The sequence below is a fragment of the Streptomyces sp. DI166 genome (assembly GCF_900091315.1).
In the GTDB taxonomy this organism is placed as follows: Bacteria; Actinomycetota; Actinomycetes; order Streptomycetales; family Streptomycetaceae; genus Streptomyces; species Streptomyces fuscus.
In genome coordinates this window covers 137,495-161,838 of the sequence record NZ_FLSP01000005.1, presented here as the reverse complement: position 1 = coordinate 161,838, position 24,344 = coordinate 137,495, and the positions used below count along the sequence as shown (strand labels likewise).

General features: G+C 72.7%; 23 protein-coding genes and 1 pseudogene. 3 read left to right on the top strand and 21 right to left on the bottom strand.

Annotated features, from left to right (window positions below; genetic code table 11):
• From GA0115233_RS04475 to GA0115233_RS04395, 18 genes and pseudogenes are all read right to left on the bottom strand, one after another.
• Positions 1–915, bottom strand: a pseudogene (locus GA0115233_RS04475) (hypothetical protein); the annotation flags it as partial.
• Positions 912–2,153: a TRAFAC clade GTPase domain-containing protein gene (locus GA0115233_RS04470; RefSeq protein WP_093718748.1), complete on the bottom strand. Its 1,242-nt coding sequence runs from the start codon at positions 2,151–2,153 to the stop codon at positions 912–914. The pseudogene GA0115233_RS04475 and the gene GA0115233_RS04470, both read right to left, overlap by 4 nt.
• 1 nt (position 2,154) lies before the next feature.
• Positions 2,155–4,257, bottom strand: coding sequence for a hypothetical protein (locus GA0115233_RS04465; protein WP_093718747.1), 2,103 nt, complete (start codon positions 4,255–4,257; stop codon positions 2,155–2,157).
• A gap of 100 nt (positions 4,258–4,357) precedes the next feature.
• Positions 4,358–5,098, bottom strand: coding sequence for a sirohydrochlorin chelatase (locus tag GA0115233_RS04460; protein ID WP_093718746.1), 741 nt, complete (start codon positions 5,096–5,098; stop codon positions 4,358–4,360).
• Positions 5,099–5,104: 6 nt separating this feature from the next.
• Positions 5,105–5,992: an ABC transporter permease gene (locus GA0115233_RS04455; protein ID WP_093718745.1), complete on the bottom strand. Its 888-nt coding sequence runs from the start codon at positions 5,990–5,992 to the stop codon at positions 5,105–5,107.
• Positions 5,979–6,767 carry an ABC transporter ATP-binding protein gene (locus tag GA0115233_RS04450; RefSeq protein WP_093718744.1) on the bottom strand — a complete coding sequence of 263 codons (789 nt, stop codon included), beginning with the start codon at positions 6,765–6,767 and terminating at the stop codon, positions 5,979–5,981. The genes GA0115233_RS04455 and GA0115233_RS04450 overlap by 14 nt, the downstream gene beginning before the upstream one ends.
• A gap of 37 nt (positions 6,768–6,804) precedes the next feature.
• Positions 6,805–7,911 carry an aliphatic sulfonate ABC transporter substrate-binding protein gene (locus GA0115233_RS04445; RefSeq protein WP_093718743.1) on the bottom strand — a complete coding sequence of 369 codons (1,107 nt, stop codon included), beginning with the start codon at positions 7,909–7,911 and terminating at the stop codon, positions 6,805–6,807.
• A 171-nt stretch (positions 7,912–8,082) separates the two neighbouring features.
• On the bottom strand, positions 8,083–9,411 hold the full coding sequence (locus tag GA0115233_RS04440; protein WP_093718742.1) for a sulfate adenylyltransferase subunit 1: 1,329 nt from the start codon (positions 9,409–9,411) through the stop codon (positions 8,083–8,085).
• A 2-nt stretch (positions 9,412–9,413) separates the two neighbouring features.
• A complete protein-coding gene (gene cysD, locus GA0115233_RS04435) occupies positions 9,414–10,352 on the bottom strand; it encodes a sulfate adenylyltransferase subunit CysD (RefSeq protein WP_093718741.1) in 939 nt (312 codons plus the stop codon).
• Positions 10,349–10,924 (bottom strand): adenylyl-sulfate kinase, encoded by a 576-nt coding sequence (gene cysC, locus GA0115233_RS04430; RefSeq protein ID WP_093718740.1) that lies wholly within the window; start codon positions 10,922–10,924, stop codon positions 10,349–10,351. The genes cysD and cysC overlap by 4 nt, the downstream gene beginning before the upstream one ends.
• On the bottom strand, positions 10,921–11,631 hold the full coding sequence (locus GA0115233_RS04425; RefSeq protein WP_093718739.1) for a phosphoadenylyl-sulfate reductase: 711 nt from the start codon (positions 11,629–11,631) through the stop codon (positions 10,921–10,923). The genes cysC and GA0115233_RS04425 overlap by 4 nt, the downstream gene beginning before the upstream one ends.
• Positions 11,628–11,807, bottom strand: a complete 180-nt coding sequence (locus tag GA0115233_RS04420) for a hypothetical protein (RefSeq protein WP_093718738.1) — start codon at positions 11,805–11,807, stop codon at positions 11,628–11,630. Before GA0115233_RS04420 ends, GA0115233_RS04425 begins: the two co-directional genes overlap by 4 nt.
• The gene (locus tag GA0115233_RS04415) at positions 11,804–13,501 is read right to left on the bottom strand and encodes a nitrite/sulfite reductase (RefSeq protein WP_093718737.1); all 1,698 of its coding nucleotides are present in this window, start codon (positions 13,499–13,501) and stop codon (positions 11,804–11,806) included. Before GA0115233_RS04415 ends, GA0115233_RS04420 begins: the two co-directional genes overlap by 4 nt.
• 130 nt (positions 13,502–13,631) lie before the next feature.
• Positions 13,632–13,715: a putative leader peptide gene (locus GA0115233_RS42305; protein WP_310887545.1), complete on the bottom strand. Its 84-nt coding sequence runs from the start codon at positions 13,713–13,715 to the stop codon at positions 13,632–13,634.
• 125 nt (positions 13,716–13,840) lie between these two features.
• On the bottom strand, positions 13,841–14,413 hold the full coding sequence (locus tag GA0115233_RS04410; RefSeq protein ID WP_093718736.1) for a GNAT family N-acetyltransferase: 573 nt from the start codon (positions 14,411–14,413) through the stop codon (positions 13,841–13,843).
• Between the two features lie 17 nt (positions 14,414–14,430).
• Positions 14,431–15,597: a hypothetical protein gene (locus tag GA0115233_RS04405; RefSeq protein WP_093718735.1), complete on the bottom strand. Its 1,167-nt coding sequence runs from the start codon at positions 15,595–15,597 to the stop codon at positions 14,431–14,433.
• Between the two features lie 170 nt (positions 15,598–15,767).
• Positions 15,768–17,063 (bottom strand): helix-turn-helix domain-containing protein, encoded by a 1,296-nt coding sequence (locus tag GA0115233_RS04400; protein ID WP_093718734.1) that lies wholly within the window; start codon positions 17,061–17,063, stop codon positions 15,768–15,770.
• Between the two features lie 438 nt (positions 17,064–17,501).
• The gene (locus tag GA0115233_RS04395) at positions 17,502–19,142 is read right to left on the bottom strand and encodes an acyl-CoA dehydrogenase family protein (RefSeq protein ID WP_093718733.1); all 1,641 of its coding nucleotides are present in this window, start codon (positions 19,140–19,142) and stop codon (positions 17,502–17,504) included.
• A 97-nt stretch (positions 19,143–19,239) separates the two neighbouring features.
• Here GA0115233_RS04395 and GA0115233_RS04390 point away from each other — a divergent pair, with 97 nt between their 5' ends.
• Entirely contained in the window at positions 19,240–20,385 is a 1,146-nt protein-coding gene (locus tag GA0115233_RS04390; protein WP_093718732.1) for a YihY/virulence factor BrkB family protein, read from the top strand.
• 193 nt (positions 20,386–20,578) lie between these two features.
• Here the strand turns inward: GA0115233_RS04390 and GA0115233_RS04385 are convergent, their stop codons facing one another.
• A complete protein-coding gene (locus tag GA0115233_RS04385; protein ID WP_093718731.1) occupies positions 20,579–21,433 on the bottom strand; it encodes an NmrA family NAD(P)-binding protein in 855 nt (284 codons plus the stop codon).
• Positions 21,434–21,513: 80 nt separating this feature from the next.
• Between GA0115233_RS04385 and GA0115233_RS04380 the strand changes: the two genes are divergently transcribed.
• Positions 21,514–22,458, top strand: a complete 945-nt coding sequence (locus GA0115233_RS04380; protein WP_093718730.1) for an AraC family transcriptional regulator — start codon at positions 21,514–21,516, stop codon at positions 22,456–22,458.
• 4 nt (positions 22,459–22,462) lie between these two features.
• Positions 22,463–23,134: a helix-turn-helix domain-containing protein gene (locus tag GA0115233_RS04375; protein ID WP_093718729.1), complete on the top strand. Its 672-nt coding sequence runs from the start codon at positions 22,463–22,465 to the stop codon at positions 23,132–23,134.
• A gap of 18 nt (positions 23,135–23,152) precedes the next feature.
• Here the strand turns inward: GA0115233_RS04375 and GA0115233_RS04370 are convergent, their stop codons facing one another.
• Both GA0115233_RS04370 and GA0115233_RS04365 read right to left on the bottom strand, forming a co-directional pair.
• Positions 23,153–23,554 carry a VOC family protein gene (locus GA0115233_RS04370; protein WP_093718728.1) on the bottom strand — a complete coding sequence of 134 codons (402 nt, stop codon included), beginning with the start codon at positions 23,552–23,554 and terminating at the stop codon, positions 23,153–23,155.
• A gap of 115 nt (positions 23,555–23,669) precedes the next feature.
• On the bottom strand, positions 23,670–24,302 hold the full coding sequence (locus tag GA0115233_RS04365; protein ID WP_093718727.1) for a VOC family protein: 633 nt from the start codon (positions 24,300–24,302) through the stop codon (positions 23,670–23,672).
• Positions 24,303–24,344 lie beyond the last annotated feature (42 nt).

The window sequence follows — 24,344 nt, the reverse complement described above, 5'->3', positions numbered from 1 at the left end:
GCGCGCCGCGACCGCCCGCGCGTCCGAGCGCAGGGCGATGCCCGCCGTGAGCGCGGCCACCGTGAGCGGCCCGAGGCCGTCCCCGGCGTCACGGAACAGGTCGGGCCGCCCCGCCGTCCACACGCGGGCGCACACCTCCGCCCAGGTGTCGGGGACCGGCTCGGCGGGCGGCCGCCCGGTGCAGTCGTGCACCCGGTACCGGTGGTCGCTCGCCACCCGCTCCGACGACGGCACGGCGCCCACGATCTGCTGACGGGCCTGCTGCGGACGCCGGGTGTAGGTCGTGAACGTCAGCCGGTGCGCCTCCTCGCGCGGCAGCACCGCGCAGGCCAGCGCGATCCACTGGGCGACATCCGCGCTGTCGTGCTCCACGAGCACGATCTGGCCGGCGCCCGGGTCCCGGGTCACCGCCCCCAGATCCGCGAAGAACGGCGCCAGCCAGGCGGCCCGGGACGCCGCGAACGCGACCAGGGCGTCCCGGCGCAGCAGCCCCGACGGCTCGAACCGGTCCACCGGAACCGGCCGCCCGCCCGGGGGCGTGCTGTCGGCCCAGCGGGGCGACTCCCAGGCCGTGATGGGCAGCGCCCCGTCCGGCAGCCGGGCCCCCGGCGGCAGGTGCAGGGCGTGGGCGTGGAAGTTGCCCCAGCGCCCGCTGTAGTCGGCGCCCGTGTAGACGGAACGGCTCAGCAGCCGTCCGCCGTCGGACAGTTCGGAGCAGGAGAAGGACTTCGGGAAGCGCTTCAGCTCCTCCGCGTCCGGGCGGGCCGGACAGTCCCGCGGCGGCTCGTAGCCGATGAGCTGTTCCGCCTCCCGCAGCAGCCCCTGCGGCACGCCCGCGCTGACCGCCGTGAACCGGAAGCCCGAACCGTCCGGGCCGGGCGGCGCGGAGGTGTAGTGCAGCTGCGCCAGGGTCACTTGACCCGCTCCTTCCCCGTCGTACGGTGCACCGGCAGCAGTCCGCGCCGGGCCAGCAGCCACATCAGCGGATCCTCCACCCGGATCGGCTGCGGACCGGACTTGGGTACGTCCGCCGGTGCCTCGGCGGGCGGCGGCGCGCCCAGCGCGGACAGCCCGAACAGCGACAACTCCGCAAAATCCAACTCCAGTTGGCGAACCAGCGCACCCGAGTCCCAGTCGTTGAGCAGGGAGCGGATCTCCTCGTGCACCCCGAGCCGGTCGTCGTCGTCGAGGGCGCCGCCCGGGTGCGGGGCGTTGCGCAGCACCGGGGAGTGCGGGTCGAGCAGGGGCTTGAGCATGTCGGTCTTGGTGACCGCCACCGCGATAGGCGTGGACACCCGGCCCCGGGAGCCGCCCTTGCCGTGGGCGCGCAACTGCCGGGCCAGATCGGCGGCGATCTGCTGCGGCGGCGTCTCCACCACCGGCAGCGGCGGACCGTCGTGCACCGGCAACCGGTCGCGCACCGAACCGAGTTGCAGCGGGTCCACCAGCAGGATGATGCCGTCCGCCGCGCTCAGGTAGCGGGTGTAGCGGTCCATCGCCTCGGCGCCCGCCAGGTCCTCGCCCGCCGCGTCGAAGAAGACCAGCGCGGTGTGCCGGGTCCCGGAGCCCAGGCGGCTGCGCCGGGGCAGGCTGAGGCGGTACAGCAGCGGGTCGTTGAAGCCGAGCGCCGCCGGTCTGGTGGCGTCCGGCAGCCGCAGCCGCTCGTACAGGTCCTCCGCCATCTCCTTGTCCCGGGTCTGGGTGCTCTGCCCCATCGCGGCCAGCGTGGCGTGGTAGGCCTGACCGACCCGGTGGTTCAACTCGTTGACCAGGACCGCGACATAGGTGCTCTTCCCGGACGCCTTCGCCCCGACCAGGGCGATGATCCGGCTGTCGTGGTCGCAGTAGTCGCTCGGCAGGTCGTTGTGGCAGGCCCCGCAGACCCGGGTCGTGGTGCCCACCCCGCACCCCGGGCACGGCACACTGCTGCCCGCTCCGGCCCGCCGTCCGATCTTGCGGGGCGGGGCGAACACCGGGCCGCGCATCAGGGCGCCGGGTGGCACCCCGGGGCCCATGAACCCGGCCCAGATGTCGTCGCGTTCGGGCCCGCAGGGGCGGCCGCCGCGGATACCGGCCGGAGTCATCAGACAGCGGTAGGGCAACCTGCCCGCCGAGGAGCGGGCGAAGCAGTAGGGGCAGATCACGGTCGTCATGTCAGCGCACCACCAGGGTCGCGGGGGACGGTTCTTCCAGTCGTACGTCGGCGGCGTGCTCGCCCAGCAGGAAGCCGCGCAGGGTGTAGGGGGCCGGGAGCGGCGCGGCCGGCAGTTCCTGTTCGACCGTGCCGTACCGGATCAGCTCGGCACCGGGGACGCGCACCACGGTGGTGCCGTCGGTGGCGCTGCGGGGCCGGACCGTTCCGCTGCGGGCGACACACACGAACTCCGGGACATCGGGGCCGCCCCCACCACCGAGCGAGGACAGGGTGACCCTCAGCAGGGTACGGCCCCTGCCGCGCAACAGCCGCCGCTCACGCACGAGTTGATAGCCGATGGCGGTGTCGGGCGGCACCACCGTCTCGGCACCGGCCGCCGCCACGACCGCCCCCCGCGGGCCCTGCGGCACGGCCGTGGCGCACAGCCGCACCCGCCCCGGGCCCACCGGCAGCCGCAGCCCGCCGTGCCGGTAGGCGTGCGCGGTCACGGTCCGCTCCCCCGTACCGTCGGGGCCGTCCCAGCGGACCACGAGCTGGTTGGTGGCTGCGGGCCAGTCCAGCAGAACCGCGACCGCCCCGTCGGGCAGTCGCCGCGCGCCGAGCCCGGTCACCGGCTGGAGCACCTCGACATCGACCGAGGGACCGGCCAGCGCCCGTTCACCCAGGACGGAGACGGCGGCGACCCGGGAGTGCCCGGCGGGCGGCACGGTGACGGCGGGCGGCAGCTCCGAGGCCCGTAACTCGGTTCCGGGGGCGGGGGGCCGGCCCGGCCACACCACCAGGCGGACCTCGGCGCCCGCGCCTCCGGTCCAGTCGAACCGTACGGTGTGGTCCTCGGGCACCGCGGTGAGCGTACGGACCGGCTCGGGCCAGGGATGCACCCGGTGCGAGGCCCTGACACCGGGGGAGGGGACCAGTCGTCCGTCCGGTGTGCGGTAGTGGCACACGACCCGCAGCTCGTGGTGGCCGACCGGAAGACCGGTCACGGTGAAACCGTCGGCGCGGAGCTCCGGGCGCTTCCCCGCGACCGGTTCGACGGTGACCTCCTCGGCGCCGGGCGGACGGCGCCAGGTCCCCGCGATCCGCTCCGGCCCGTCCGTCAGCGTCAGCCCGGTCACCTCGGGCGCGAACAGCACCCGGTGCGACACCAGCGGCGGCCCGGCCACCCGGTCGTCCGCCAGCGGGAAGGCGGCGTAGCGGACCGCGGTGCCCAGCGGTACGGCCGTGTCCCGGACGCCCGTCACCTCGCGCACCCGGGCCTCGCCCCGCGGAGTGCGGTACAGGCACAGCAGCCGCCAGTCCGTACCGTCGCGCTCCCAGTCCAACGCGATGTGGTCCAGGGCGACTTCGGCCCGCAGCTTGGCCTTGCGACCCGGCCGGTGCACCCGGACCAGTCCGCGCAGCGCCCGCTTGTCGTCGGCGGCCAGGTCCAGCGCCCGCAGGTACCGCTCGCTCGCGGACTCCAGCGCGCCGTCCTCCTCGGCGCAGCGGGCGGCGGCCAGGGCCGCCTCCGCGTTCGCCGACCGGGCGGCCAGGACGGTCCGTAACCGCTCAAGCCGGGGGTCGCCCTGCGGCAACCGCGCCATCAGGCCGCGCACCCGGTGCAGCCGGCGCCGCTCCCAGGCGTCCGCCAGCGCCTCGGCGGCGTCGCGCTGGAGCCGGTCGAGCACGGGCCGGGTCCGCGCCGCCGCCACCAGGGCCGCCCGCTCGTCGGGGTGCACACCCAGCGCCTCGACGGGACAGGACTCCTGGAGCAGACAGATCAGCTGGTACAGCACGGCCCGGCGCGGCCCCAGCGGATCACGCCGGTACAGCTGCGCCAGCAGTTCCGCGACCCGCGCGGCGGCGGAGGAGGTGGTGCGGGCGAGGTCGTCCAGCAGATCCGCGTCGACGCGGCGCCGTGAGCGCGGGCCGGAGGGGACGTACAGGCCGTCCAGGACCCGTAAGTCGCCCGCGGGGGCGAGCGCTTCGCCGAGGTGCCGCAGTCCGGCCCCGCTCTGGGCGGCGGCGAGTTCGCCGTACCCGACCACCAGAGGGCTCAGCGGCAGCCCCGAAAGAGCCCCGGGCAGGCCCAAGTAGTGCCCGAACTCACGACCCGCCACGTGAACTGCTCTCCCCCGCTCGCCTTCGAGGGACCATCCCAGCAGACAGGCGGGACAAGGGGGAGCGCTTTTACCGAAATGCGGCGGCCGAAATCGCCGCTCACGCCCCCAGAACCGTCAGCACCGGCACGCGCGCCTCGTCGTACCGCTCCAGCAGCAGCCGTGCCACCTCCGGGGCCGGGCCGAGGACGTCGGCGAGGACGTCCGCCCGCGCGGCGCCGCGGGCGATGCGGTCGGGCAGGAAGCCGGGCGCCAGGACGTACGGCGCGACGGCCACTTTCGCGCAGCCGAGGGCGCGCAGTTGCTCGACCGCGTCCTCGGTACGCGGCAGGGATGCGGAGGCGAACGCGGGTCGCACGGCGCACCAACCGGTGTGCCGCCACTCCCGCGCGATTGCTGCGATCACCGCGCTCGCCTCCGGGTCGGTGGACCCCGCCGAGGCCAGCACGACCCCGGTCGAGGACTTGTCGGCGGGGGTCAGGCCCGCCTCGTACAGACGCCGCTCCAGTGCCGTCAGCAGCAGCGGCGACGGGCCCAGCACCTCCGCCTGCCGGATGCGCAGGGAACGCGGGGCGTCGCGCAGGACGGCGGGGATGTCGGCCTTCGCGTGGAAGGCGCGGGTCAGCAGCAGCGGCAGCGCCACCACGTCGCGCACGCCCTCCGCCGCCAGCGACTCCAGAACGCCCTGCACGGAAGGGATGTTGAAGTCCAGGAAGCCGGTCTCCACGCGCAGCCCGGGGCGCATGGCCCGCACCCGCCGGACCAGGGCGTGCACGGTCGCGGCGTGCCGCGGGTCGCGGCTGCCGTGGGCGATGACGAGGAGAACCGGCCGGTGGGACATGGAGGTTCAGCTCCTTGCCAGCAGGCCGCGGCTGCGCAGGACGCGGCGTTCGAGGGGGCTGAAGATGAGCAGGTCGATGGCGATGCCGACGAGGAGGATGAGGAGGATGGCGAGGAAGACCTGGGACATGCTGGCGTTGTTGCGGCCGTTCTCCAGCAGCTGTCCCAGTCCGACGCCGAGGTCGGGGGAGGAGGCGATGATCTCGGCGGCCATCAGGGAGCGCCAGGAGAACGCCCAGCCCTGCTTGAGTCCGGCGAGGTAGCCGGGCAGGGCGGCGGGCATGACGATGTGCCGGGCGCCCTTGAGTCCGGTGGCGCCCAGGGTGCGTCCGGCGCGCAGGAACAGCGGGGGGATCTGGTCGATGCCGGCGACCAGGCCGTTGGCGATGGACGGGACGGCGCCGAGGAGGATGACGGCGAACATCATCGAGTCGTTCAGGCCGAGCCAGATCACGGCCGGGGGCACCCAGGCGACCGAGGGCAGGGACTGCAGACCGGACAGGATCGGCCCGATCGCGGCGCGCACGAACCTGACCCGGGCGACGATCAGGCCGAGGGGGGTGCCGATGGCGAGGGCGAAGAGGAAGCCGAGCAGGCCGCGCGAGACGCTGGTCCAGATGTAGTCCAGCAGCGTGCCCTGGAGCCAGGCGGTGCGGACCTCCTCCCAGACGGCGCCGGGGGAGGGGAGTTTGTAGGAGGGGGCGACCTCCAGCCACACCAGGATCTGCCACACCGCCAGCACCAGCGCGACAGCGGTGATGGGGGGCAGGACCTTGCGGAGGAGGGTTTCGCGCAGGGGGGTGCGGGTGGTGGTGACGGCGTCCAGGGCGTCGAGGCCCGCTTCCAGGCCGGCGAGGTCGGTGCCGTCCTTGGCGGTGGTGTCAGTGCTGGCCATGGCGGCGGATCTCCCCACGCAGTTCTTCGGTGATCTCGACGGACAGCTCGGCGACCGCACTGTCCTCGATACGGCGCGGATGGGCGATCCCGACCGTCCACTCCCGCGCGATACGCCCGGGCCGGGAGGACAGCAGCACCACCCGCTGGGCCAGGCGCACGGCCTCACGCACGTTGTGGGTGACGAACAGCACCGACAGACCCGTCTCGCGCCAGATCCGCGTCAGCTCGTCGTGCAGCACATCCCGCGTGATCGCATCCAGCGCCGCGAACGGCTCGTCCATCAACAGCAGCTTGCTGTCCTGCGCCAGAGCACGGGCCAGCGCCACCCGCTGGCGCATACCACCCGACAACTCATGCACCCGCTTGCCGTACGCGCCGTGCAGGCGGACCAGCTCCAGCAGCTCCTCGGCCCGCCCGCGCCGCTCCGCCTTCGGCACGCCCCGCAGTTTCAGGGCGAGTTCGATGTTCTTGCCCGCGGTCAGCCACGGGAACAGCGCGTGCTCCTGGAACATCAGCGCCGGACGCCCGTCCGTGCTGATGCTGCCCGCGCTGGGCCTGTCCAGGCCCGCGACCAGGTTCAGCAGAGTGGACTTGCCGCAGCCCGAGGCTCCGAGAAGGGTGACGAACTCGCCCGGTGCGACATCCAGCGAGATGTCGTCGAGGACGAGCTGCTGCCCCGCGGGGCCCGCGAAGGACTTCGAGACATGCTCGATACGCGCGGCGTGCTCCACGGACGTGTCCGTGTCGACAGCCTTGGCGAGGGCGGTTGCCATGGTCGTCACCTCCTGGGAACTCATCTGGACTGGTGGCTCACTTGACGCCGAGACCGGCGTCGTCGGCCCCGGGTTCGCCCTCGGCGCTGAGGACCCTGTTCAGTGCGGTCAGGTCGTAGATTCCGGTCAGGTCCGGCTTCTCCAGCAGGCCCGCCGCGACCGCGTGGTCGGCCTGCGCGTCGAGCGTGGCGGCCAGCGGGTCGTCGGTGAACTCGATGGAGGGCCAGGCCCGGTCGATGACATCGGCGGGCAGCGGCTTGCCGGTGTCCGCCGCCAACTGCGCGTTGGCCGCGGCCTTCGCCTGGTCCGGGTGGGCGTTGATCCACCGGTTGGCCTCGACGGAGGCCCGCAGGACGGCCTCCACGGCCTTCGGGTGCTCCTTGAGGAAGGACTGCGACACAATCACATTGGTGATCACGAACTTCTTGTCCGGCCACAGGTCCGCCTCGTCCAGCAGCACCTTCGCGCCGTCGGCGACCAGCTTCGAGGCGGTCGGCTCGGGCACCCACGCCCCGTCGATCGACCCGGACCGGTAGAGGTTCGGGGTGACCTTGTTGTCGGAGCGGACCACGGACACATCGCCCTTGCCGCTCTGCGCGTCGACCTTCCAGCCCTGCTCGGCGACCCAGTTGAGGAACGCCACGTCCTGCGTGTTGCCGAGCTGCGGAGTGGCGATCCGCTTGCCCTTCACGTCCTTCAGGGACTTGATCTTCTCCGGGTTCACCACCAGCTTCACCCCGCCGGAGGCCGACCCGGAGACGATCCGCAGGTTCGTGCCGTCCGCCTTGGTGTAGCCGTTGATGGCCGGCGAGGGACCGATCCACCCGATGTCGACGGACCCCGAGTTCAGCGCCTCGATCTCGGACGGACCGGCGTTGAACGTCGAGAACTGGGCCGTCGTACCGCCGAGCGCCTTCTGGAAGATCCCCTCGTGCCGTCCCACCAGCGCGGTGGCGTGGGTGAGGTTCCCGAAGTAGCCGATGCGCACCGAGTCCAGGCCGTCGACCTTCGCCGCACCCGGGATCGCCCCCTCGCTGTTCTCCACGGCCTGGGAGCCGTAGCCGCAGGCGGCCGCGAGCGCGAGCAGCGGCAGCAGGGCCACTGCCGCGAGGGCACGGCGCAGGGCGGCGGGGATGGCAGGCACGGGGGAGGGGTTCCTCTCGGTGGCCCGGCTCGCGCGCCCTATCGAGCGCGGCCGGGGATGCGGCGGTTGTGCGGGTGCGGGATCACAGCGGACATCGCGTCGCCCGGCACATCGGGATCGAGGTCGGCGTCATCGGAGTCGTCGTCATCGTCATCGTCATCGGCGTCATCGTCAGAAGTCCCAGCCGTCGTCCTCGGAGTCGTCCTTGACGGGCTCCGGGGAGGCGAAGGACTCGCCGACCATGCCGGCGGTGAGCGTGGTGCCGTCGCTGGGGTCGATCAGGATGAACGAACCCGTGCGCCGCGAGTCGGCGTAGGAGTCGACCGGGAGCGGCTCGGCGGTACGGATCTTCACCCGGCCGATGTCGTTGGCGACGAGCTGTCCCGGGTGCGGGTGCAGGGACAGGTCGTCCAGCGTGAGCCGGGAGGGGATGTCCTTCACGATCGCCTTGACCGTGCGGGTGCCGTGCTTGAGCAGCACCCGGTGGCCGACGGTCAGCGGGGCGTCGGCGACGTGGCAGACGGTGGCCTCGATGTCCTGGGTGGTCGGCGGGGCGTCCTTGCTGGGCACGATCAGGTCGCCGCGCGAGATGTCGATGTCGTCCTCCAGCAGGAGGGTCACCGACTGGGTGGTCCAGGCGACGTCGACCGGCTCGCCGAGCAGGTCGATACCGGCGATCCGGGTGGAGCGGCCCGAGGGCAGCACGGTGATCTGCTCGCCGACGTGGAAGGAGCCCGCCGCGATCTGGCCCGCGTAGCCGCGGTAGTCGGGGTGCTCGGCGGTCTGCGGCCGGATCACGTACTGCACGGGCAGCCGGGCGTGGCAGTGGCTCAGGTCGTGCGAGACCGGCACCGTCTCCAGGTGCTCCAGCACCGTGGGACCGCCGTACCAGTCCATGTTCGCGGACGGCTCCACCACGTTGTCACCGGCGAGCGCCGAGATCGGGATCGCGGTGACCTCCGGGACGCCCAGCTCGGTCGCGTACGCCGTGAACTCCTCGGCGATGGCGGCGAACACGGACTCCTGGTAGCCGACCAGGTCCATCTTGTTGACGGCGAGGACCACGTGCGGGACGCGCAGCAGCGCGGCCACGGCGGCGTGCCTGCGGGTCTGCTCGACGACGCCGTTGCGGGCGTCGATGAGGATCACCGTCAGCTCGGCGGTGGAGGCGCCGGTGACCATGTTGCGGGTGTACTGCACGTGGCCGGGGGTATCGGCGAGGATGAACCGGCGCTTCGGCGTGGCGAAGTAGCGGTACGCCACGTCGATCGTGATGCCCTGTTCCCGCTCGGCGCGCAGGCCGTCGGTGAGCAGGGCCAGGTCGGGGGTCTCCTGGCCGCGGTTGCGGGAGGCGTGCTCGACGGCCTCAAGCTGGTCGGCGAGCACCGACTTGGAGTCGTGCAGCAGGCGGCCGACGAGCGTGGACTTGCCGTCGTCGACCGAACCGGCCGTGGCGAACCGCAGAAGGGTCGTCTCGGTGAGTTCCGTGGTGGTGCTCATGCTTAGAAGTACCCCTCGCGCTTACGGTCTTCCATCGCGGCCTCGGACAGCTTGTCGTCCGCCCGCGTCGCGCCCCGCTCGGTGAGCCGGGAGGCCGCGATCTCGGCGATGACCGCCTCCAGGGTGGTCGCGTCCGAGTCGACGGCGCCGGTGCAGGACATGTCGCCGACCGTGCGGTAGCGGACGAGCCGCTTCTCGACGGTCTCGCCCTCCTTGGGGCCGCCCCACTCGCCGGCCGTCAGCCACATGCCGCTGCGCTTGAACACCTCGCGCTCGTGCGCGAAGTAGATCTGCGGCAGTTCGATGTCCTCGCGGGCGATGTACTGCCAGACGTCCAGCTCGGTCCAGTTGGACAGCGGGAAGACACGGACGTGCTCGCCGGGTGCGTGCCGGCCGTTGTACAGGTTCCACAGCTCGGGCCGCTGACGGCGAGGGTCCCACTGGGAGAACTCGTCGCGCAGCGAGAACACCCGCTCCTTGGCGCGCGCCTTCTCCTCGTCGCGCCGCCCGCCGCCGAATACCGCGTCGAACTTCTCGCTCTGGATCTTCTCCGTCAGCGGCAGCGTCTGCAGCGGGTTGCGGGTGCCGTCCGGGCGCTCCTTGAGCACACCGCGGTCGATGTAGTCCTGCACGGAGGCGACATGCAGCCGCAGCCCGTGCTTGGCGACCGCGCGGTCGCGGTACTCGATGACCTCGGGGAAGTTGTGCCCGGTGTCCACGTGCAGCAGCGAGAACGGGACCGCCGCCGGGGCGAACGCCTTCAGCGCCAGGTGCAGCATGACGATGGAGTCCTTGCCGCCGGAGAACAGGATCACCGGCCGCTCGAACTCGCCCGCCACCTCACGGAAGATGTGCACCGCCTCGGACTCCAGAGCGTCCAAGTGGGAGAGGGCGTACGGCGTGTGCGTGCCCTCCTCGACGGTGGAGACGGTCGTCGTCATGCCAGGCCCCTTTCGCTGAGCAGGGCGTACACAGCCGCCGCGGACTCCTGCACGGTCTGGTTCTGGGACTCGATGCGAAGGTCGGGAGAGACCGGCTCCTCGTACGGGTCGTCGACCCCCGTCAGCCCGGACAGCTCACCCGCCGCCTGCTTGGCGTACAGGCCCTTCACGTCCCGCTCGCTGCACACCTCGACCGGCGTGGCCACGTGGATCTCCAGGTACGGCGCACCGCTGGCCTGGTGGCGCTTGCGCACCGCCTCACGGCTGTCGGCGTACGGCGCGATCACCGGCACCAGCGCCTTGACGCCGTTACGGGCGAGCAGGTCGGCGAGGAAGCCGATGCGCTGGACGTTGGTGTGCCGGTCCTCGCGGCTGAAGCCGAGCCCCGCGGAGATGAACTCGCGGATCTCGTCGCCGTCGAGCACCTCGACACGGTGGCCCTCTTCGCGCAGCCGGCCGGCCAGCTCGTACGCGATCGTGGTCTTGCCGGCGGACGGCAGACCCGTGAGCCAGACGGTGGCTCCGGTCGTCACGTGGTTCTCCTGATTCTCCGGAAACGGGGTCGTGGTCACAGGTGCAGCCCGCACTCGGTCTTGGCGCGGCCCGCCCAGCGTCCGGCGCGCGCGTCCTCGCCCTCCAGCACCCGCCGGGTGCAGGGGGCGCAGCCGACGGAGGCGTAACCGTCCATCAGCAGCGGGTTGGTGAGGACGCCGTGCTCGGTGACGTAGGCGTCCACGTCCTCCTGGGTCCACTTGGCGATGGGCGCGATCTTGACCTTCTGCCGCTTCTCGTCCCAGCCGACCACGGGGGTGTTGGCCCGGGTCGGGGACTCGTCGCGGCGCAGGCCCGTCGCCCACGCCCGGTAGCCGGTGAGGCCCTCCTCAAGCGGCTGGACCTTGCGGAGCCTGCAGCACAGGTCGGGGTCGCGGTCGTGCAGCTTCGGCCCGTACTCGGCGTCCTGCTCGGCGACCGACTGGCGCGGGGTGAGGGTGATGACGTTGACGTCCATCACCGCCTCCACCGCGTCCCGGGTGCCGATGGTCTCGGGGAAGTGGTAGCCGGTGTCGAGGAAGACGACGTCGACGCCGGGCAGCACGCGCGAGGCGAGATGGGCGACGACCGCGTCCTCCATCGAGGAGGTGACGCAGAAGCGGGAACCGAAGGTGTCGGCGGCCCACTTGAGGATCTCCAGCGCGGAGGCGTCCTCCAGCTCGCGGCCCGCCCGCTCGGCGAGCGCCTTGAGATCCTCGGCGGTGCGTTCTTCCTGAGCGGTCGTCATATCCCGTCTCCCCCTGCGTCGTTCGCCTGAAGGCCGCGGGCCAGCAGCCCGAGGAACTTCAGCTGGAAGGCCCGGTTGCACGCCGCGCACTCCCACGCGCCGTGGCCCTGCTCGCCGGGACGAAGGTCCTCGTCCCCGCAGTAGGGGCAGTAGAAGGGGGCGGCCCGCTCGCTCATGAGAGGGCCTCCTCCGAGGCGCGCGCCGCCCAGGTGGCGAACCGCTCGCCGTCCTCGCGTTCGGCCTGGAAGCGCTTGAGGACCCGCTCGACGTAGTCGGGCAGTTCCTCGGCCGTCACCTTCAGACCGCGCACCTTGCGGCCGAACCCGGCCTCAAGGCCCAGGGCGCCGCCGAGGTGCACCTGGTAGCCCTCGACCTGCTCGCCCTTGTCGTTGAGGACCAGCTGCCCCTTGAGACCGATGTCCGCCACCTGGATACGGGCGCAGGCGTTCGGGCAGCCGTTGATGTTGATGGTGATCGGCTCGTCGAAGTCCGGGATGCGGCGCTCCAGTTCGTCGATCAGCGAGGCACCGCGCGCCTTGGTCTCGACGATGGCGAGCTTGCAGAACTCGATGCCGGTGCAGGCCATGGTGCCGCGCCGGAACGGGGACGGCTTGGCGGTCAGATCCAGCGCCTCCAGGGCCTCGACCAGCGACTCGACCTGCGTCTCCTCGACATCGAGGATGATCATCTTCTGCTCGACGGTGGTGCGCACCCGGTTCGAGCCGTGCGCCTCGGCCAGCGCGGCGATCTTCGTCAGGGTGGCGCCGTCCACGCGGCCCACGCGCGGGGCGAACCCGACGTAGAAGCGGCCGTCGTTCTGCCGGTGCACCCCGACGTGGTCGCGCCAGCGGGCGACGGGCTCGGCGGGGGCGGGGCCGTCGAGGAGCGGACGCTTGAGGTACTCGTCTTCGAGCGTCCGCCGGAACTTCTCCGCGCCCCAGTCGGCGACCAGGAACTTCAGGCGGGCGCGGGTGCGCAGCCGCCGGTAGCCGTAGTCACGGAAGATGCCGATGACACCGGCCCACACGTCCGGGACCTCGTCCAGCGGCACCCAGGCGCCGAGCCGGACACCGATCTTGGGGTTGGTGGACAGTCCGCCGCCGACCCACAGGTCGAAGCCGGGGCCGTGCTCGGGGTGGACGACACCGACGAAGGCCACGTCGTTGATCTCGTGCGCCACGTCCAGCAGCGGGGAGCCGGAGATCGCCGTCTTGAACTTGCGCGGCAGGTTGGAGAACTCCTTGCTGCCGATGTAGCGGCTGTGGATCTCGTCGATGGCGGAGGTGCCGTCGATGATCTCGTCCGCGGCGATACCCGCGACCGGCGAGCCGATGATCACACGGGGCGTGTCACCGCACGCCTCGGTGGTGGACAGGCCCACCGCCTCCAGGCGCTCCCAGATCTCGGGCACGTCCTCGATCCGGATCCAGTGGTACTGCACGTTCTGCCGGTCGGTGATGTCCGCGGTGCCGCGCGCGAACTCCTGCGAGATCTCACCGATGACGCGCAGCTGCTGGGTGGTCAGCCGGCCGCCGTCGATGCGCACGCGGAGCATGAAGTACTCGTCGTCCAGCTCCTCCGGCTCCAGTACGGCGGTCTTGCCGCCGTCGATGCCCTGGCGGCGCTGGGTGTACAGACCCCACCAGCGCATACGTCCGCGCAGGTCGTTGGGGTCGATGGAGTCGAAGCCGCGCTTGGAGTAGATCGTCTCAATGCGTGTCCGCACATTGAGACCGTCGTCGTCCTTCTTGAACTGCTCGTTGCCGTTCAGCGGGGTGAAGTGCCCCGCGGCCCACTGGCCCTCGCCGCGGTGACGGCTCGCCTTGCGGCGCGGGGTCGCGGCGGCAGGGTTTGCAGGGGTGGCGGCCATGGTTGGTACGTCCTTCGGGACAGGCGGGAAAGCGTCTCTGACCTGCGCGGAAGCGCGCACGGGCAGTCGTGCGCATCATTGCGCGGGAAAGCAGGCGAAAAGGAAAGATCCGGGCGGTGCTGGAGTACTCTCAGCGCGCCGGACAGATGGCGCTGGACATGCGGCCGAGGTCGACGTGCCGCCGACTCACCAAGGCAATTCCAGTTCCAGGCATGACGGAAGCGTGTCACGGCGATCTGGACACAGTCCAGCTTCGTCCATCATGCGGACACCCCTGTCCCGCAGAGCGAGACAGGGGTGTCCTTGGTCACACAGCGGCGCTGCGCCGCATCACGCAGGTCAGACGGGGTAGGCCCCCGGCCAGGGCCCCGGAGTGGCCACCTCCGGCTGTTCCTCGACCTTGGTGTCGAACAGCTTGAAGCCCCGGCGCTGGTAGTTGGCCATCGCGTGCTCGCCGTCCAGGCTGCAGGTGTGCAGCCACACCCGCTTCGTCGGCGGCCGCTCGGGCCAGCGCTCCGCGAGGTCCCAGGCGCGGGCGGCGCCGTAGGAGAGCAGGTGGCCGCCGATGCGGCGGCCGCGGAAGGCGGGGAGCAGCCCGAAGTACTCGATCTCCACGACTCCGTCGTCCTGCGGGTTCAGCTCCACGTACCCGGCCGGTGTGCCCCGGTCGTAGGCGACCCAGGTCTCCGCCCCGGGGCGCTCCAGGTGCTCCTGCCACTGGGTGTGGCTCCAGCCGAGCCGGTCGATCCAGCGGATGTCACCGCCGACGGCGGTGTAGAGGAAGCGGCTGAACTCGGGGGAGGGGACCTCGGAGCGGACGATCCGCACCTCGTCGTCGGGAGCGGCGGCGGGCAGCAGGTCGGAGGGGCTCGTCTGCTCCAGGGACCAGGTGGTCACGGGAATGTTGGGCATGCCGCCCAGGGAATCATCTATTCCACGGATCTGTCGATCGAGCTCAGCGGCAGCGCGAACAGGGTCCGCCCCGACTGCGCCCAGACCTCGCCGGTCTCCTCCCAGTAGGACAGCGAGGGGGTCGCCGCGCTCCAGCAGCGGCGCGTGGCGTCGTCCCCGCAGCGCGTGGCCTCCGCCCCCCGCGCGGTCTGCCGCCACAGGGTGCCGTGCTCCTCGCCCGCCTGCGTCACGTACCAGCGGGAGCGGTAGGACAGCACGGCGCCGGGGCCGTCGACCTCGGAGCGGTACGCCTCGGTCGCCCGGCCCGTGTCGAGCAGGCCGGTGCGCTCCGGGTCGGAGCTGAAGTCGTAGCGCCACAATCGGTCGCCGGCGCGGGCCACCAGGCTGTTCGGCGAGGTGGTGCGGTCCAGGGAGATACGGGTGGGATTCGGCCCGTCCGGCCGGTACACGCCGACCGCGGGCAGGGTGAACCGGGACCCGGTCGGGCCGCTCTCGCGCTGGACGCGGTGCACGTCGTAGACATAGAGCCCGTCACCCGTGCCGACCAGGAGCTTGTCCTGGTACCAGACCATCCCGGTGACGGGCGCGCGCAGGGTGCCGGGCCGGGCGCCGTCCTCGGTGGCGGGGGCGGCCAGGCCCACCCAGGTGTAGCGCGGCGCGTCGGGGTCGGTGGCGTCGACGAAGGCGACCCGGGAGGCGGTGCCGTCGGACCAGGCCGACAGTACGACCCGCTGCTCGCCCCAGTGGCCGTCGTCGTCGGCGTCACCGGAGGTGGTCAGCGGGCCCGGCCGCCAGCCCCGGGTGTCGGCGGCGTCCCAGCAGTAGACGTGGGTGGGGGCGGGCGCCACCGGGAGCGCCGTGCGCTCGGCGGCCGTGCAGTCGGCGGCGCCGCGCAGGGTGTGGTCGGCGTCGGCGAGCACCGCGCGTACGCCGACCGGGCGGCCCAGTTCGTCGGCTAGCCGGTCCAGCGTCCGCTCGGGCACCAGTTCCTCGGTCAGGCGCAGGGTGTTCAGCTCGGCGCGGGAGGTGAGCGGCTTGACCGCCCCGGGGTCGTCGTCGACCGTGGCCTGGGAGGCGCTGATCATGGTGGCGGCGGCGGTGAGCGCCAGCGCGGTACCGGCCAGCACTCCGCGCAGCGCGCGGCCCCGCTTGCGCCGACGGTGTCTGCCGCGTTGCTTCTTCATGACGTCCTCCTGAGGGCGGGCCAACTGCGCCTGATGATCCGTGCGTTGAACCAGGGAGCAGGTGGGGTGGCCCAGATGGGATGCTACGACAGTGCGGGACGGTCGGGGACGAAGACCGAGCAAATACCCAGAAGATACCCAGCCGAGCGATTCAGGCGGTACGCGTCCGGCTACTCCTGGTGTGCGCCGCGTCGCGCTCGGTCCCTGACCACCGCCGGTGCCGTCGACTGCGGCAGCAGGTCGCGGGGGTCGCCGGGGAACAGCACCTCGACCTCCACGTCATCGCAGAAACGATACGGCCGATGTTGCAGCAGAGCCCCCAGGTAGCGCCGCACCCGCGACATCTCCGCCCGCACCGTCACCGTACGGCCCGCGTCGCCGAACACCTCCTCGGCCAGCTCCGCGGCGCTGCGGCCCTCCCGGCGCAGTGCGAGCAGATACAGCAACTCGGCATGCCGGGGACTCAGTTCATGACTCCAGGAACCCGCCGCCCCGGTCACCGTCAGCGACCAGCCGCGCGGCTGCGACAGATCCAGCACGATCCGCGTGCCCTCGCCCGGCACCGGCTCGTCGGCCGGTCTGACCAGCCAGCCGTCCGCCAGCGGCTCCACCGCGCACAGTCCCATCCCCGGCAGCCACCGACGGCCCGCCGCGAGCGGCCTGGGCAGCGCGATCCGGCTCGTGTACGGCATCCCCGTCACCGCCGCGCACCAGCCGTCCCGGTCCACCACCAGCGCCTGCCCCGACAGCCGGGACAGCACCGGCGCCGCCACCGCCCGCAACCGCTCCAGCGACGACATGTGCAGCTCCCGCAGCCGCGCCTCGGCGAGCTTGGCCACCGAGTCCACCCAGGCCAGGGTCGCCGGATGCATGGTCTCCAGCGGTCCGCTGACGTCCACCACGCCGATCAGCCGGCCGTCGCGCGGGTCCGTGATCGGCGCCCCGGCGCAGGTCCAGCTCGCGTGCGTGCGCACGAAGTGCTCGGCGGCGAACACCTGTACCGGCCGCCGTACCACCGCCGGGGTGCCCACGCCGTTGGTGCCGACGACGTCCTCCCGCCAGTCGGCGCCCAGTTCGAAACCGAGGCTGTCCGCCTTGCGCAGCACCGGCGCGCTGCCCTCCCGCCACAGCACGCGCCCCTCCTCGTCGGCGACGACCATGATGTGGTGGGCGATGTCCGCGACCGACAGCAGCCCCTCGCGCAGCACCGGCAGCACATGGCGCAGCGCGCTCGTCTGGCGGCGCCGCTGCACCTCCTCGCGGGAGAGCAGACCGGTGCGGAAGTCGTGGTCGGGGTCGACCCCGCTGCGCAGCATCCGGCCCCAGGACTCCTCGATCACCGGGCGGGGGGCGACCGGTGCGCGCTGCCCGGAGAGCGTGGCGTTGCGGACCTCGCTCAGCACTCGCGCCGCGCGCGCCGTGTCGACGGCGGCCAGCTGCGTCACGTCCATCGGTGACAGGGCCACGAGTCCCTCCCCCTCGGGGTGCGTCGATTACCGACCGGATGTCTCATCCTGCTCCTCCCGCGGGGCGGAAGGGTGCACTCCGGCCAGAGGGGACAGAAAGTTGCAACCCCTTGCAACCCTGGTGGTCGGCTTCGGGCTGATTGAAACTTGAGCGAACACCGTCCCGAGCGGTGTTCGCGGCCTCGAACGGGCCTGCGAGGGGGTGGTGCCGTGTCGGCGCAGCACCACCCCCTCCCTCCGGGGGTGCCGCCGGATCGCCCACCGGGGTGGGGGGTTCTGGTTCGTTGGCGGGTGCGGGCTGGTGGGGGCTTGGCGCGCAGTTCCCTGCGCCCCTGGGGGCTTGGCCTTCGGCCTTTGCCCGATCGCACCGGGGTGGGGGCTGCTGGTTTCGTGGCGGGTGCCGCCTTGTGGGGGCTAGGCGCGTAGTTCCCCGCGCCCCTAGGGGTTGGTCTGCGGCCTGGCCCGTTCCAGTAGTTCGGGCAGGTTCAGGGTCGGCGGGAGGGTGCCGAAGGTGGCGCCTGCGTCCTTGCCCAGGCGGGCTGCGCAGAACGCGTCCGCGACCTCCGGTGGGGCGTGGCGGACCAGGAGGGAGGCCTGGAGGACCAGGGCCAGGCGTTCTGTCAGACGGCGGGCGCGTGCCTCCACCGACTCCAGGTCCGCCAGTTCCGTCAGGACGTCCTTGATGGCCGCGTCCAGGCGGTGGTCGGCGCCCCGGGCTTGGCCGACTTCCTGGAGGTAGGCGTTCAGGGACTCCGGTTCGCGGCGCAGGGCCCGTAGGACGTCCAGGCACTGGATGTTGCCCGCGCCCTCCCACACCGAGTTCAACGGGGACTCACGGACCAGGCGGGGCATGCCGGACTCCTCGACGTAGCCGTTGCCGCCGAGGCACTCGGACGCCTCCACCGTGACCGGCGTACAGCGCTTGGTCACCCAGTACTTGGCGGCCGGTACCGCGATCCGCAGCAGCGCCCGCTCCTGCTCGCCCCCGTCGTCGTACGCCGCCGCCAGCCGCAGCGCGAGCGTCGTCGCGGCCTCCGACTCCAGCGCCAGGTCGGCCAGGACCGCGCGCATCAGCGGCTTGTCGGCGAGCCGCCCGCCGAACGCCTCGCGGTGGTCGCAGTGGTGGATCGCCTGCGCCACCGCCTGCCGCATCAGCCCCGCCGACCCCAGGACGCAGTCCAGCCGGGTCGCCGCCACCATCCCGATGACGGTGCGCACCCCGCGCCCCTCCTCACCGACCCGGCGCGCCCACGTCCCGGCGAACTCGACCTCGGAGGAGGCGTTGGCCCGGTTCCCCAGCTTGTCCTTCAGCCGCTGGAGCCGGAAGACATTGCGGGTGCCGTCCTCCAGGACGCGGGGGACGAGGAAGCAGGTCAGGCCGCCCGGCGCCTGCGCGAGCACCAGGAAGCCGTCCGACATCGGCGCCGAGCAGAACCACTTGTGCCCCGTCAGTTCGTACGACACCCCGTCCCCGAGCGGACGCGCCGCCGTGGTGTTGGTGCGGACGTCGCTGCCGCCCTGCTTCTCCGTCATCGCCATCCCGAACAGCGCCCCGGCCTTGTGCCGCGCGGGCCGCAGCTCGCGGTCGTACACCGTGGACGTCAGCCGCGGCTCCCACTCCGCGGCCAGCTCCGGCTCCTGGCGCAGCGCGGGCACCGCCGCATGGGTCATCGACAGCGGGCAGCAGGTGCCCGCCTCGACCTGCGTCCACACCAGGAACCCGGCCGCCCGCCGGACGTGCCCGCCGGGCCGGTCCCAGGCCGCCGTCAGGCCCGCCGCCACACCCTTGCCGAGCAGCCGGTGCCAGGCCGGGTGGAAGTCGACCTCGTCGACACGGTTGCCGTAGCGGTCGTGGGTGCGCAGCCGGGGCGGGTACTCGTTCGCCTGCGCCGCCCACTGCTGGAGCTGCTCCGCACCGGCCGAGCGGCCGAGCGCCGACAGCTCCGCGTGGGCCTCGTCGAGCAGTTCCGGGGCGAGGTGCCGTTCCACCGCCTCCGTCAGCGCCCGGTCGGTGGCGTACACGTCGTAGCCGACCAGGGGCGGAGGCTGGTTCGTCACGGTGTGGGTGGTCCCGTCCATGGTGCGAACCTACCGTTCCGTATCGGGACGGTCACGCCGCCGACGCGGCCGCCCCCGGCGGGACGGAAGCGGCCCTGACGGCGGATACCGTTAGTTCGTGCAGCCAGCAAGTGAATCCCCTCAGCGGCCGTCCGGCCGACTCCACCGCGCGCGTGCCCTCTACCGGGACGTCTCCAAGCGCAGGACCGCCTGGCTGTTGCTCAAGGACACGGTGAACTCCTGCATCGAGTACCGGATCCTCGGGCTCGCCGCGGAGGCGGCCTTCTTCACGCTGCTGTCCGTGCCGCCGCTGCTGCTGAGCATGATCGGACTGCTCGGCTACGTCGACGACTGGACCGGCACCGACACCATCACCAGCCTGGAGGAGAACCTCCTGGAGGCCTCCCGCACGGTCCTGTCCGACAAGGGCGTCCGCCAGATCGCCCAGCCGATCCTCGACGACGTGATGAAGGGCGGACGCCCCGACGTCATCTCCATCGGCTTCCTGTTCGCCCTGTGGTCGGGCTCGCGCGCCGTGAACGTCTTCATAGACACGATCACCGTGATGTACGGCCTCGACGGCGTCCGCGGCATCGTCAAGACCCGGCTCGTCGCGTTCGTACTGTTCCTGGTCGCCCTGGTGATCGGCTCCATCGCGCTGCCGCTGATGGTCGCGGGACCGGACGCGGTGCTGAACGTGCTTCCGTGGTCGGAGACGGTCGTCCAAGTGCTGTACTGGCCGGTCGTCATCCTGCTGTCGGTCGCCTTCCTCACCACGCTGTACCACGTCTCCGTGCCGGTCCGCTCCCCGTGGATCGAGGACGTGCCCGGCGCGCTGGTCGCGCTCGGCATGTGGGTCCTCGGCAGCTTCCTGCTGCGGATCTACCTCACCAACACCGTCGAGGGCGCCACCATCTACGGCTCCCTCGCCGCCGCAGTCGCCGTCCTGCTGTGGATCGGCGTGTCCGCCTTCGCGGTGCTGGTCGGCGCCGCCGTCAACGCCGCGATCGACCGCGTCTGGCCGGCCGCCGCCACGGCCGCCGCCCGCGACGCCAACGAGCGGCTGCGCGAGGCCCAGGTCGCCGAGTACGTCGCCCGCGCCGCCGCCCAGCGCGAGGCCGCGGCGGAGGACCCGGACGACCCCGACATGCCCTCGGAGTTCCCCGAACGCTGGTCCCGCTTCCTGCCCCCCGAGGACGTCACCTCCCGGCTGCGCACGCATGTGAAGAGCACGCATCCCCCGCAGAAACCGGACGACTGCTGACGGGGCGCCCGGCGCCCCCGACCCGGCACGAACCCCGGCCGCAGGGCGTGCGGTCAGCGGCCCCCGGGGCTGGTCCGGAGCTGCCCGCACGCGGCCACCCGCCCCCACGCTCCCCGTCCCCGTCCCCGCCCGCGTCGGCGCCGGGCCGGGCGGGAGGCCGCAGTCCGACCGGCCCGGCGGCCAGGTGCCTGCCCTACGCCTTCCAGGCACCCCCCGCCGCCGCCTCCCGGGCGAAGTCGGCGAAGTCGCGGGGGCGGCGGCCCAGCACCTGCTCGACCCCGTCGGTGAGGTGGGCGTTGCGGCCGTCGAGGAGGGTCTCGAACACCTCGACCAGGAAGCCCGCCTCCTCCCGCGGGATACCGAAGCCGACCAGCTGATCCCCGTACGCCCGCGCCGGTACCGGCATGTACGTCAGCTCCGTGCCCGTGGCCGCCGCGACCTCCGCGACCGCCTCCCGGAAGGACAGCAGACGCGGGCCGGTCAGCTCCAGGGTCCGCCCCACGTACGTGTCCCCGGCCGACAGCACGGCCGCCACCACCTCCCCGATGTCCCGCACGTCGAGGAACGGCTCCGGCACCTCGCCCGCCGGGAACACCAGTTCCCCGCCCTCGCGCAGCCCGTCCGCCAGCGGGCCCTCGCTGAAGTTCTGCGCGAACCACGCCGCCCGGACGACCGTCCAGTCAGCGCCCGACGCCTTCAGCGCCTCCTCGGTGGGCCGCGCCTGGTACTCACCGCGCGCCGACAGCAGCACCAGCCGCCGTACGCCCAGCCCCACCGCCTCCCGGGCCAGCGTCCCGACGCCCTCGGTGGCGGCGGGATCACCGACGTCGGTCGGGTACATCAAGTACGCCGCGTCGCAGCCCCGCAGGGCCCGCGCCCAGGTCGTCGGGTCCCCCCAGTCGAAGCCCCGCGACCGCGTGGCCTCCCGTACGCCGAGCCCCGCCGTGCGCAGGGCCTCGGCCACCCGGCTGCCGGTACGTCCCGAGGCGCCGGTCACCATCACTGTCGTGTTCCGCGTGTTCGCCGTGTTCGCCGTGTTCGTCGTCATGCGTCCAGTCAACGGCGGCCGGGCCCAACGCCCCATCGCTGAACGGCTCATTCCCATACGCGCGCGTCTACCCTGGCGCCATGGACGCCCTCGCAGGTCTCCTCGACGGGCCGCGCGCACGCGGGGCCTTCATGATCCGCGCCTGCTTCGAACCGCCCTGGGCCGTACGCATCGAGGACCGCGCCCCGCTCACCGTGATGCTCATGGTGCGCGGCGAGGCCTGGATCACCCCGGACACCGGTGAGCCGCTGCGCCTCGGCCCCGGCGACCTCGCCATCGCCCGCGGCCCCGACCCGTACACCTGCGGCGACAGCCCGGAGACGGCACCCCAGGCCGTGATCCTGCCGGGCGCCGAGTGCTCCTACCCCGACGGCCGCCCGCTCAACGGCTCCATGGACCTCGGCGTGCGCACCTGGGGCGACCGGCTCGACGGCTCCGCCGTCATGCTGATCGGCACCTACCTGTGGCAGGGCGAGGTCAGCGGACGGCTGCTGGACGCCCTGCCGCCGCTCCTCGCGCTCACCGCCGACGTGTGGGACTGCCCGCTCACGCCGTACCTGATGACGGAGATCGTCCGCGACGAACCCGGCCAGGAAGTCGTCCTGGACCGCCTGCTTGACCTGCTGGTCATCGCGGCGCTGCGGACCTGGTTCTCCCGCCCCGAGGCGGCGGCGCCCGCCTGGTACCGGGCGCTGGGCGACCCCGTCGTGGGCCGGGTGCTGCGCCTGGTGCAGGACGACCCCGCCCACCCCTGGACCGTGGCGTCCCTCGCCGCCAAGGCCGGGGTGTCGCGGGCCGCGCTCGCCCGCCGCTTCACCGAACTGGTCGGCGAACCGCCGATGACGTACCTCACCGGGTGGCGGCTGGCGCTGGCCGCGGACGCGCTCCGGGACACCCCCGACACCCTGGAGGCGATCGCCCGCCGCGTCGGCTACGGCAGCGCGTTCGCGCTGTCCAGCGCCTTCAAACGGGTGTACGGGGTGAGCCCGCAGGACCACCGGGAGCACCGGGAGAGGGGAGCGTAGGCGCGTGTACCGGGAACGGCCGTCCCGGCTCCCCGGAGCCGTCGTCTGGGCCAACACCGCCTCCGTGGGCGGCGGCCGGGTGCTGCCCGACGGCTGCATGGACCTGCTCTGGCACGACGGACGGCTGATCGTCGCGGGCGCCGACACCCGGGCGCACATCACCCAGGACGGCGGCGCCTGGTACGGCGTGCGCTTCTTCCCCGGCGGCGCCCCCGCCTTCCTGGGCGTGCCCGCGCACGCACTGCGCGACCGGCGCGTCGACCTCACCGACCTGTGGCCCGCCCGGGAGGTACGGCGCCTGCACGGCCGGATCGCGGGCGCCGCCGATGTACCGACCGCGCTCGAAGAGGTGGTCCTGGAACGCGCCGAGCCGCCCGAACCGCTGCTGCGACGACTCGTGGCGGCCCTGGACGCCGGGCGGCCGGTTGCCGCGACGGCCGACGAACTGGGGGTCGGCGCACGGCAGTTGCACCGGCGTGCCCTCAACGCCTTCGGTTACGGCCCCAAGACCCTCGCCCGCATCCTGCGCTTCGGGCGGGCCCTCGAACTGGCCCGCGCCGAGGTCCCGTTCGCGGAGGCGGCGGCCCGTGCTGGATACGCCGACCAGGCCCATCTGGCGCGCGAGGTCAAGGAGTTGGCCGGGGTGCCGCTCGGGGTGCTACTGGGCCGGGGATAGCGGGAGTCGGCCGGGGAGCTACTGGGCCGGAGTCAGTGGGGCGAACAGGTCGACGCCGTTGCCGTCCGGGTCGTGCACGACGGCGTACCGCTGGCCCCAGAAGGCGTCCCAGGGCTTCAACTCGCCGTGGTACCCGGCGCCGACGAGGTCCTCGTAGACCGTGTCGACCTCGGCCGGGCTGTCGCAGCGCAGAGCCAGCGCGTGCCGGGCGCTTCCGGTGGGCGGCTGCCAGCCGGGGTTGAGGGATCGGGCCGTCTCCTCGGTGTCCAGCATCAGCCGCAGCCCGCCGGGCAGGGGAGCCTCGGCGTGCGACTCGGACTCGGCCCCCTCGGGGAACTCGAAGCCGAGGCGGCGGTAGAAGGTGACGGCGGCGGCCATGTCGGAGACAACGAGGCCGAGGGCATCGAATCGCGGAGTCATGGGGCCACGGTAGGCAGCGGCGGGGGCGGGGTCTTGAAGGAAACGGACACGGACACGGCGGGGTGCGGGGGAATGGAAGGAGAGACCGCCGCGCGCGGGGCTCAGGGCTCGGGGCTCAGCCGAAGGTCACGGGTCCCTCCGGGGAGTCCAGGGCGAACGACATGCCGACCGGGCCCTCGGCCACCGGGAGGCCGGTGCCGAGCACTGCCAGCAGGGACCGGATCTCCTCCGGCGTCGGCGCGGCCGCGGAGACCGACAGCAGCGGCACCGTCGGCAGGTCCGAGTCCGTCGGATGCGCGGACCCGCCCCAGTCGATCAGGAAGGGCACCAGGCCGGAGGGGTGGGCGGTGGCGCCGTCGGTGAGCCGCCAGCGCAGCAGCGTGCCGTCGGGACGGCGCCGGCTCATGGGAACGACCGGCCCGGGGTCGTAACCGTGAGCGCGGGCCCGCTCGACCGCCGCGTCCAGGTCGGGCGGACTGATCGCCCAGGTGATCGTGCGCGGAGCGGGAAGGGTGTCTACGCCGAACGGGCGCGGGGTGCCCGGGTCGGTCTGCTCCGGGTCCGGCCCGATGATCTCCAGATAGGCGCGGCCGCCTAGTCCCACCAGGTGGTTGCGTGTGCCCCGGCCCTCGTGGGCGCCGCCCGGGGCGGGGGTGACACCCGTACGGCGGGCGAAGTCGGCGACCGTCGCGGCCAGATCGGGGGTGGCGAAAACGAGATGGTCCAGCAGGGCCGGGATCGTGTTCATCGGGTTCGAGGCTATGCGGACGGCCTGTCCCGGCGGAACAGG